Origin of the sequence: Massilia sp. (assembly GCF_032106685.1) — a bacterium.
Lineage (GTDB): Bacteria > Pseudomonadota > Gammaproteobacteria > Burkholderiales > Burkholderiaceae_D > Telluria.
The window spans coordinates 1-10,316 of the sequence record NZ_DAMCPG010000075.1; the positions used below are offsets into that span (position 1 = coordinate 1).

General features: G+C 63.4%; 9 protein-coding genes and 1 tRNA gene. 4 read left to right on the forward strand and 6 right to left on the reverse strand.

Going from position 1 to position 10,316, the window contains the following annotated elements:
• Positions 1-111: 111 nt before the first annotated feature.
• From pepA to RT688_RS23270, 6 genes are all read right to left on the reverse strand, one after another.
• The gene (pepA, locus tag RT688_RS23245) at positions 112-975 is read right to left on the reverse strand and encodes a flocculation-associated PEP-CTERM protein PepA (RefSeq protein ID WP_313707207.1); all 864 of its coding nucleotides are present in this window, start codon (positions 973-975) and stop codon (positions 112-114) included.
• Between the two features lie 266 nt (positions 976-1,241).
• A complete protein-coding gene (locus RT688_RS23250) occupies positions 1,242-2,450 on the reverse strand; it encodes a fatty acid desaturase (protein ID WP_313707208.1) in 1,209 nt (402 codons plus the stop codon).
• Between the two features lie 184 nt (positions 2,451-2,634).
• Positions 2,635-3,903, reverse strand: coding sequence for a mechanosensitive ion channel domain-containing protein (locus RT688_RS23255; RefSeq protein ID WP_313707209.1), 1,269 nt, complete (start codon positions 3,901-3,903; stop codon positions 2,635-2,637).
• A gap of 17 nt (positions 3,904-3,920) precedes the next feature.
• Positions 3,921-5,219, reverse strand: coding sequence for an RsmB/NOP family class I SAM-dependent RNA methyltransferase (locus RT688_RS23260; protein ID WP_313707210.1), 1,299 nt, complete (start codon positions 5,217-5,219; stop codon positions 3,921-3,923).
• A 29-nt stretch (positions 5,220-5,248) separates the two neighbouring features.
• A complete protein-coding gene (gene purN / locus RT688_RS23265; RefSeq protein WP_313707211.1) occupies positions 5,249-5,860 on the reverse strand; it encodes a phosphoribosylglycinamide formyltransferase in 612 nt (203 codons plus the stop codon).
• 67 nt (positions 5,861-5,927) lie between these two features.
• Entirely contained in the window at positions 5,928-6,326 is a 399-nt protein-coding gene (locus RT688_RS23270; protein ID WP_313707212.1) for a barstar family protein, read from the reverse strand.
• A gap of 381 nt (positions 6,327-6,707) precedes the next feature.
• Between RT688_RS23270 and RT688_RS23275 the strand changes: the two genes are divergently transcribed.
• The 4 genes from RT688_RS23275 (at position 6,708) to RT688_RS23290 (ending at position 10,271) form a co-directional block, all read left to right on the forward strand.
• The gene (locus tag RT688_RS23275; protein ID WP_313707213.1) at positions 6,708-7,223 is read left to right on the forward strand and encodes a glycine zipper 2TM domain-containing protein; all 516 of its coding nucleotides are present in this window, start codon (positions 6,708-6,710) and stop codon (positions 7,221-7,223) included.
• Positions 7,224-7,495: 272 nt separating this feature from the next.
• Positions 7,496-8,290, forward strand: a complete 795-nt coding sequence (locus RT688_RS23280) for a fused MFS/spermidine synthase (RefSeq protein ID WP_313707214.1) — start codon at positions 7,496-7,498, stop codon at positions 8,288-8,290.
• Positions 8,291-8,314: 24 nt separating this feature from the next.
• A complete protein-coding gene (locus tag RT688_RS23285; protein ID WP_313707215.1) occupies positions 8,315-10,141 on the forward strand; it encodes a GspE/PulE family protein in 1,827 nt (608 codons plus the stop codon).
• Positions 10,142-10,195: 54 nt separating this feature from the next.
• Positions 10,196-10,271, forward strand: a tRNA-Lys gene (locus RT688_RS23290).
• The last annotated feature ends 45 nt before the right edge of the window (positions 10,272-10,316 follow it).

Sequence of the window (10,316 nt, forward strand, 5' to 3'; positions counted from 1 at the left end):
ACCACGCCGCGGCTCGACAGTTCAGTTAACCCAACAGGAAACGGTGACAGCGCCCACGAAAAAAAAAGAGCGGGCAATGCCCGCTCTTCTCCATTGTGGCGTTCGCTGCGATCAGGCCTTGTTGGCGCGCTTGCGGGCAACCATGCCGGCGCCCAGCATCGCGATGCCGAACAGGGCCAGCGAGCCCGGTTCCGGCACTTCAGCCAGCTTGAACTGGCCGTTGTTCGACACGAAGAAGTACTGGCCTGGCTTGTTCTTGTAGGGGCTCTTGCCTGCACAGCCAGGTCCGCCGAAGCCTGCGAATTCGCACGCGACTTCCTTGACCAGCTTGTCGGTTGGGCTGCCGACGGTATTGGCGTTGGTGAACGCGAAGGACAGGATGGCTTCCTTCGACAGGTCCTTGCCGTTTTCACGGAAGAAGTAGCCTTCCGCCAGGCTGCCTACGCCAGCCGAAGCCAGGACGCTGACCTGGCCATTCTTCACCGGGCTGCCGCTTGCATCGACCAGGCCGCCGCCGCCGGCCAGCACGTCGAAGCTGGCAATCAGGTTGCCCAGGTTGGCGCCGTACACGCCCGCGGTGGTGCCGTACTGGCCGTTGGTCGGGTTCTGGTACATGCGGATGGTGCCGCCGGTGAACTTGAAGGCGCCGCTGAAGTTACCGGTGCCCTGGGCTTCGAAGACGGCCGAGATGTTGCCGCCCGCGTAGTTCAGCGGGAACAGCGCGCCGTTACCGTCGGCCTGCGTGATGTTGAAGACAGCGTGCTCGACGAAGGCGAAGGAATTCTTGCCGGTCGGGGTCAGCTGGATGAAGGCATTGCCGTTCACGTCCAGGTATTCATTAACCGATTGACCGCTTTCGAAACCGCCACCGTTCGGGTTGAACACCCAGTCGTTCAGCACGACGCCGCCAGCGTGGGCAGCATTGAACGAGAGGGCCAGGGCGGCAGCGCAAGTCAGCTTCTTCAGGAGTTTCATAGTGTGCTCTTTAACAGTAGTAATCGGATGATGCGGACATGGCCAAATAAGCAATAATTGTGCCAGATCAACATTTACTATTGGAATCAATTACTTACAGGAACACGGAATAAATAAAAAGCAAGTAATGTAAAGAAATTCGACAGAACCGATACTTTCAATACACGCCACGAGCGCGCAGGCTTCTCCTCTGCCGCATCGATGTACCGGACGCGCAAACAACAACGGCTCCCGCAGGAGCCGTTGTCATGTTCGCCGTCAGGCTTTTATGCGTAGCTACGCAGGCGCAGCGAGAACTCCTGCAGCGACTTGATGCCGGAAGCTTCGGCGCGCGCGCACCAGTCCTGCAACTGTTGCAGCAGCTGGTCGCGGGTCGAGTGCGAACGTTCCCAGATCGCGCCCAGTTCCACGCGCATCTGGTGCATCGTCTCCAATGCCTTGCTGTGCTTGAACAGCTCGATCAGCTGCTGCTTTTGCGACAGCTCCAGCTTGCCCGGCTCGCGCTGCAGCAGCTTGCGCGAGCTTTTCAGGAAGCGCGCTTCCAGCTCGGCCTTGTGCTTCAGGTGTTCGAGTTCTTCGTGGAAAGCAGCCTTCACCGATTTCGCGTATTTCGCCATCACGTCGTAGCGGTTGGTGATGACCGACTGCAGGGTTTCCAGGTCGGCGACGGCCTTGTCCTTGGCCAGCTTCGGCTTCGGCGCCACTTTCTTCACTTTCGCCAGGCCCAGCATTTCCAGGGTGCGGATGTACGCCCAGCCGAGGTCGAATTCATACCACTTGCTCGACAGCTTGGCCGAGGTCGCGTAGGTGTGGTGGTTGTTGTGCAGCTCTTCGCCGCCGATCAGGATGCCCCATGGGAAGATGTTGGTCGCCGCATCGTTGCAGTCGTAGTTGCGGTAACCCCACCAGTGACCCAGGCCGTTGATGATGCCGGCCGCGGTGATCGGGATCCACATCATCTGGACTGCCCAGATGCTGACGCCGATGACGCCGAACAGCACGAAGTTAATCACCAGCAGCGCCGACACGCCGGCCGCGCTGTACGGCGTGTAGACGTGGCGCTCGATCCAGTCGTCCGGGGTGCCGTGGCCGTATTTTTCCAGCGTTTCTTTGTTCTTGCTCTCGGCGCGATACAGCTCGGCGCCTTCCAGCAGCACTTTCTTGATGCCGCGGGTCTGCGGGCTGTGCGGATCTTCCTCGGTGTCGCACTTGGCGTGGTGCTTGCGGTGGATGGCCGCCCATTCCTTGGTCACCTGGCCAGTCGTCAACCACAGCCAGAAGCGGAAGAAGTGGCTCGGGATCGCATGCAATTCCAGTGCGCGGTGGGCCTGGTGGCGGTGCAGGTAGATGGTCACGCTGGCGATGGTGATGTGAGTCACTACCAGCGTGTACACCACCGTCTCCCAGGCGCTCAGGCCGACAAGGCCGGTGGACATGAATTCCAGCACGGAATGCAGGATGTTACTAAAGGTCATTACTGCTCCAAAGTGATTACTGTCTGTGTGGCGCCGTTTTTCTGTAGAAACGGTCGCGGTGGCGGCACGAACGCGCCGCCGATCAACCCCGCATTCTACGCACTTTCCGATGACGCACGGCACGAACAGCGCAGATAAATGCGCCCGGATTCGAAATGTGCGACACCAGGATGCGAAATATGCATCAAACGGGCGAAGCTTGTGGCGGAAGGCCCAATCGGATGGCGCCGGAATGCACCAGCGCATAGATGTTCTTGTTCACGGCCGAGATCACGCCGCCGCTGCCCTTTTCCGGGTCGATGATCGAGAAACCCAGCTCCAGCTCGTAGCCGTGGGGGCCGAAGGCGTTCAATTGCACCGAAGGCGCCGGCTCCGCGATCACGCGCTCGACCGCGTCGGCCTGGCGCGCCAGCAGGGCCATGACTTCGTTCAGGTCGCTGTCGTAGGCGACCGTGATCTTCGTGTTCAGGCGCACGGCCTTGTTGGTCGTCGCCTGGTTCAGGACCACGCCGGTGATCAGCATTTCGTTCGGCAGCAGGGTTTGGGTGCCGTCAAGCGCCTGCAACACCGTGGTGCGGGTGTTGATGCGCGCCACCCGGCCGGAATACTTGTCCACCGTGATCGGGTCGCCGATCGACAGGCTGCGCTCCAGCAGGATCAGGAAGCCGGACACGTAGTTGCTGGCGATACGCTGCATGCCCAGGCCCAGGCCGACGCCGAGCGCGCCGCCGAACACCGACAGCACGGTCAGGTCGAGTCCGACCAGCCCCAGGCTGACCAGCACCGAGACCAGGATCAGCACCGCGCGCCCCAGCCGCGCCAGCACCACGCGCACCGAGGTGTGCATGCCCTCCAGGCGCATCAGGCGCTCTTCCAGCGCGGCGCCCGCCCACAGGGCCAGCATCATCAGGACGACGACGGAAACGATGGCCTGCAGGATCGCCAGCAGCGACGCCCGCTTCGCGCCAAGCGGCACCTGATGCGTGTCGAGGAAGCTGATAATGTCGGGCCACTGCCCGGTCAGGTAGAGAGCAACGCCAACCCACACCACCAGCGCCAGCACCTTCTCGAAGGTTTGCAGGGCGGTGCCGAGCTGGCCATGGCGCGCGAACACCCGCCGCAGCAGGTAGAACACCATGCGGATCCAGGCCATCGACGCGAACAGCGGCAGGGCCACGCGCAGCAGGTGCACGTTCTGGTGCCGGCCCAGGATCACCATGGCCAACCAGACGCCGGCCGTGATCAGGAGCGGCGCCAGCACGCGGCCGAAGCCTTCGACGCCGATGCGGCGGATCGCGCCGGCGTTGGTGTCCTCGTGCAGCCAGCTGCGCCGGATGATGCGCGCGAGCAGCATGCCGACGGCGACCGCGACCGCGATCGCCAGCGCCTGCCACAGGATGCGAGGATTGCTGATGTCTTCGAGCAGGTCCTGCAGCAGGTCGGTCAGCGGCATGTTGCGCACGTTTCAGCTTACTCCGCGTCGGTCTCGGCGGCCTTCGGCGCCTTGGCGCTCACCGCCTTGCGCTCCAGCACGGCGGCGAAGAAGCCGTCGGTCTGGTGCTTGTGCGGCAGCAGCTTGAGATATTTGTCCATCTCGAGGTCGATCTTCTGCTCGGCCAGGACCTTGCTCATTGGCACCAGCTCGAAGTCCGGATGCGAAGCCAGGAACTGCTCGACGATGACGTCGTTCTCTTCGTTCAGCAGCGAGCAGGTGGCGTACACCAGGCGGCCGCCGCCCTTCAGGAGGCGCGCGGCGCCGTCCAGGATCGACGCCTGCTTTTGCTGCATCTCGGCCACGGCGCCTTCCGGCTGGCGCCATTTCACGTCCGGATTGCGGCGCAGGGTTCCAAGACCCGAGCACGGCGCGTCGACCAGCACGCGGTCGATCTTGCCGGCCAGGCGCTTGATCTTGGCGTCGCGCTCGTGCGCGATCAGGACCGGGTGCACGTTCGACAGGCCGCTGCGCGCCAGGCGCGGCTTCAGCTTCGACAGGCGCTTTTCCGACACGTCGAAGGCGTACAGGCGGCCGGTGTTGCGCATGGTCGCGCCCAGCGCCAGGGTCTTGCCGCCGGCGCCGGCGCAGAAGTCGACCACCATCTCGCCGCGGCGCGCGGCCAGGATCTGGGCCAGCACCTGGCTGCCCTCGTCCTGCACCTCGATCGCGCCTTCCTTGAACAGCGGCAGGCCTTGCAGGTTCGGCTTCTTCTTGACGCGCAGGCCGAGCGGCGAATACGGCGTCGGCTCGGCGATGATCGGCGCTTCGGCCAGCTTGGCGATCACCTCGTCGCGGTTGGCCTTGATGGCGTTCACGCGCAGGTCCAGCGGCGCCGGCGTGTTCAGCACGGCGGCCAGCTCCTGGGCTTCCTGTTCGCCGTACTGGCCGACCAGCTTGTCGTACAGCCATTGCGGCAGGTTGGCGCGCGCCAGCGGCGGCAGCAGGCTGCGGTCGATTTCCTTGATGCGGGTGAGGAAGGCGGTTTCGTCTTCCGTCAGGCCGCCGAGGGCATCGATGCCGACGGTTTCCGACAGGCCCAGCAGGGCCAGGCGGCGCATCGACGGGGTGCCGCCGGTGCCGCCGAACTCGGTGAAGAAGGTTTTATTGCGCAGGACGGCGTAGACCGCCTCGGCGATCACGCCGCGTTCGCGCGGACCGAGGCGCTGGTGGTCCTTGAAGTAGCGCGACAGGGTAACGTCGGCCGGGGCCGTAAAGCGCAAGATCTCGCGCAGCACTTCTTCGGTGCTGCCGAGAATTGCTGGTGGCAATCTCATGAAATTCCTTGATTAGATACTGTAGTGAATCAGGCGAATTGCGCGATGTGCACGTCGCCTTGTTCGATGCTCAGCCTGTCCTCGACGAACAGGCGCACCGCGTAGGGGTAGAGTTTGTGTTCTTCAAGCAGCACGCGCGCGGCCAGGCTGTCCTCGGTGTCACCGGGCAGCACCGGAACGCGCGCCTGGGCGACCATAGGGCCGTGGTCCAGCTCGGCGGTCACGAAATGCACCGTCGCGCCGTGTTCGGGCACGCCGGCTTCCAGCGCCTTTTTGTGCGTGTCCAGGCCCGGAAAGGCCGGCAGCAGCGAAGGATGGATGTTCAGCATGCGCCCCGCATAGTGCTCGACGAAGGGCGCGGTCAGGATGCGCATGAACCCCGCCAGCACGACCAGGTCGGGTGCGAAACGGTCGATCTCGCGCTGCAGGGCGGCATCGAAACTGGCGCGGTCAGGATATTCCTTGCTCGGAACGACGGCGGTCGGGATCCCGTGCGCCTCGGCGAAGGCCAGCCCTTTCGCGTCAGGCTTGTTGCTGATCACCGCCGCCACGCGCGCCGGCCAGCCCTCGTGCTGGGCCGCACGCACGACCGCTTCCATGTTGCTGCCGCGGCCGGAAATGAGGATCACGATGTTTTTCATAGCGCGCATTGTACCGTATGGCCAACGCCCAACTGTGGTATGGCAACGCCAGAAGCGGGTCTTACTTTTATTCGAAGGAATAGAATACGCGGAAAGGCACGCGCTTGTCGGCCCAGAACTCAGCTGCGTCGCGGAACACGTCGAGCAGGGTCTCGCGCGCTTCCTTGTCGAATTTCTGAGTGTTCGGCAATTGTTCCAGCACGACGAGGAAGCCGGGCTGGGGCCCCGCCTGGGACACGGTCTCGGTCAGGCAGTTGCGCAGGGCGTCGAAGTTCTTGCTGCAGGGCTTGGTGAAATGGAAGTTTTCGCCGATGCGGGCGCACACCTGTTGCTTGGTCAGCGTGTTGGCGCAATGCGCGTACAGGAAATGGTGGCCCATGCGCGCCGCCTCTGCCTGCAGTTCCGGCACCCGAAAGGCCCGAATCGACTGCACAAGATTGGACGGCACTCTCATCAACAAACTCATTTTTCCCTCAAGTCGACCTGGTGGTGTGGTTCGAATCGCCGGGGCCCGCTCACCATGCGCGCCCGGGCGGCAACGCTGTTCTCCTAAATCGTTTCCACGCGCCAATAAACCCTAATTTGTGTAAGGGTAACGTTTTGTAGTTACCGAAGCAACCCGAATGTGAATTCATGGCCCATTTTTGAAAAAATTTGCCGCTTTTCCACTCGAATCAGCCCGTTTTGGCATGTTTTTGCCATTCTGGACGGGTCTTGTCGGTCTGCGCGCCGCTGTTACATTTTGTTGCCACGTAGATCGACTTTGCGGCCTCAACAGGATTAACATACAAGCGTGGATGAAAACAAATCCCGCCCCACCAACCGCACCGAACGAACGAGGTTCACCATGAACATGACTAGCAAAGTACTGATTTCCGCCCTGGGGCTGTGCGCCTTGCCGCTCGCCCAGGCTGCCGAATTCGAAGACTTCGGACGCGTGGTGCGCGTACAGCCGCGCGTCGAACAGATCCGCCAGCCGCGTCAGGAATGCCGCACCGAATACGTGCAGGTGCCGGTGCAGCAGCAGCGCGGCAGCGGCGGCTCGGTGGTCGGCGGCATCGCCGGCGCCCTGCTGGGCAGCCAGGTCGGCAGCGGTAACGGCAAGGTGGCCGCCGCCGCCGCCGGCGCCATTGCCGGCGCCATGGTCGGCGACCGCGTCGAAAACAACGGCCGCAACTACAACCCGGGCGTCCAGGAACAGGCCGTGCGCCAGTGCCGCACCATCGACTCCTACGAATCGCGCACCACCGGCTACGACGTGACCTACGAATACCGCGGCCAGACCGAAACCGCCTTCATGAGCCGTGACCCCGGCAACCGCATCCGCCTGCGCGTCTCCGCCCAGCCCGACGAGCAGTATTAAGAGAACACACCCGAGACCTCAAAGGGCCTTGGCAAACCGTAGCGAGCGGAAGTAATGTTGGCCGAGCCGCCAAGGCGATGATGCTCGCTGTACTTAACGTACAGCGAGCATCGCAGGCCGACAGTACGACGCGCAGTAGGTTTGCCAAGGTCCACCACAGTTGTTACCGGCTCGGAGAACGCCCCCTCCTTCTCCGCGCCGACCTTATTCCCGTTACGCTTGCGCAGCAGGAACCCCTCCCCCGATAATAGGACGATTCAACAGGTCGCCCTATGCTCATCAAACGTAAATCCATCGAACAAGCCGAATCCTCACGCCGTCCAACGCGCAAACCGAAATTCGCGCCGGTGACGCTGTCCGAACAGGACGGCGTGCGCTACCTCCACTTCGGCACCGAATGGGTGCAAGGCGCCATGCGCATCCGCAAGCCCGATTGGCCCGAGCTGGAATACGCCCAGCAGATGATGGCCTGGATGCTGTTCATCGAATCGCCGCGCCGCATCGCCCAGCTCGGCCTGGGCGCGGCCACGCTGACCAAGGCCTGCTACCGCCAGTTCCCGGAAGCGCAGGTCACCGCCGTCGAATTGAATCCCTCGGTCATCGCCATTTGTAACTCCATGTTCAAGCTGCCGCCCGAGGACGAGCGCCTGAACGTGCTCGAGATGGACGCGATGGATTTCGTGGAAGACTCCGACAACCATGGCGCCTTCGACGTGCTGCAGTGCGACCTGTACGACGCCACGGCCAAGGGCCCGGTGCTCGACACGCCCGAGTTCTACAGCGCCTGCAACGCCTGCCTGGCGCCGCACGGCATCATGACGGTCAACCTGTTCGGCGACCACCCGAGCTTCAACAAGAACATCAAGGCGATGAAGTTCGCCTTCGACTACGTGATCTGCCTGCCCGAGGTCCACGACGGCAATGTCGTCGCGCTGTGCTTCAAGACCCGGCCGCAGCTCGACAACGCGGCCCTGGCCGAACGCGCGGCGCAGATCGTGGCCGCCACCAAGCTGCCCGCGAAGTCCTGGGTGAAGGGCATCGCGGCGGGCATCGAGGCCGCGCGCTGACCAGCGTTTACTGACGAGGGAATCATGACCGCCAACGCACCGCAGACGACTTCCCTCCCCCGCGCACCCCAGCGTCCGCGGCGCCTGGACCTGCAGGCGATCTTTTCCTGGCTGCTGGCCGACGGCATCGTCGAGAAGGACAAGGTCAAGGGCCATTATGCCCAGGCCCAGGGCATCCTGAAGAACGCGGCTGGCTCCATGCATCCGCTCACCGCCGTGGCGCAGTGCAAGCTGCTCTCGCACCAGCCGCCGCACCGCCTGCTCACGCTCGACGTGCTGAGCGAATGGTGCGCGGCCAAGGTCGGCCTGCCCTTCATCCGCATCGATCCCCTGAAGATCGATTTCACCAAGGTGGCGGACGTGATGTCGGCCAGCTATGCGGCGCGCTTCAACATCCTGCCGGTCGACATCAGCGCGACCACGCTGACGGTGGCCACCGCCGACCCGTTCGCAACCGATTGGGAAGCCGAGATCGCCAAGGTGTCGCGGCGCTGGGTCGAACTGGTGCTGGCCAACCCGCTCGACATCGCCCAGTACATTGCGCAGTTCTTCAGCCTGGCCAAGTCGATCCGCGACGCCAGCAAGAGCAACGCCCAGGATCTCGCGCTGCGCAACAACTTCGAGCAGCTGGTCGAGCTGGGCAAGGCGAACAAACAGTTCGACGCCAACGACCAGCACATCGTCAACATCGTCGACTGGCTGTGGGGCTACGCCTTCGAGCAGCGCGCATCGGACATCCACCTGGAACCGAAGCGCGAATTCGCCGTGATCCGTTTCCGCATCGACGGCGTGCTGCACCAGGTCTACCAGGTGCCGGCGGCGGTGATGCTGGCGATGACCGCGCGCATCAAGCTGCTGGGGCGCATGGACGTGATCGAAAAGCGCCGCCCGCAGGACGGCCGCATCAAGACCCGCACCAACGCCGGCCAGGAAGTCGAGCTGCGCCTGTCGACCATGCCGACCGCCTTCGGCGAAAAGCTGGTGATGCGCATCTTCGACCCGGAAGTGGTGGTCAAGACCCTGCCCGAACTGGGCTTCCCGCCGGAGGACGCGCGGCGCTGGGATGCGCTCACCGGCCGCCCGCACGGCATCATCCTGGTCACCGGGCCGACCGGCTCGGGCAAGACCACCACGCTGTACACGACGCTGAAGGCGCTGGCGACCAACGAGGTCAACGTCTGCACGGTGGAAGACCCGATCGAGATGGTCGAGGCCTCGTTCAACCAGATGCAGGTCCAGCCCGGCATCGACCTGTCCTTCGCCGACGGCGTGCGCGCGCTGATGCGCCAGGACCCGGACATCATCATGGTCGGCGAAATCCGCGATCTCGCCACCGCCGAAATGGCGATCCAGGCCGCGCTGACCGGCCACCTGGTCCTGTCGACCCTGCACACCAACGATGCGCCGTCGGCCATCATGCGCCTGCTGGAACTGGGCGTGCCCGACTACCTGCTGGAAGCGACGCTGATCGGCGTGATGGCGCAACGCCTGGTGCGCACGCTGTGCCCGGAGTGCAAGGCGCCCGATGGCGAACTGAGCGACGACGTCTGGCAAAACCTCGCCGGCGCCTGGAACCTCCCCAAGCCGGCAAAGGTCTATCGTCCGATCGGTTGTCCGGAGTGCCGCCAGACCGGCTACCGCGGGCGTACCGGGCTGTACGAGCTGCTGACGGTGTCGGATGCCTTTACCCAACTGATCGGCGACTCGGCTGACTTGCAGGCGCTGCGCCAGCAAAGCGTGCTTGACGGCATGAAGCCGCTGCGCATCGCCGGCGCGATGAAGATCGCGGAAGGCGTGACGACGGCGGAAGAAGTGCTGAAGGTGACCTCGGCCTTGTCCTCGGCAACTTGATGCACGTTACCTCTAGCGCAAACGAAAATCGCCGGCTATAATACTGCCTCTTTCGGGTCGTTAGCTCAGCTGGTAGAGCAGCGGACTTTTAATCCGTTGGTCGCAGGTTCGAATCCCGCACGGCCTACCACGAATACACAGGAAGCCCACGAATTTCGGTTCGTGGGCTTTTTGC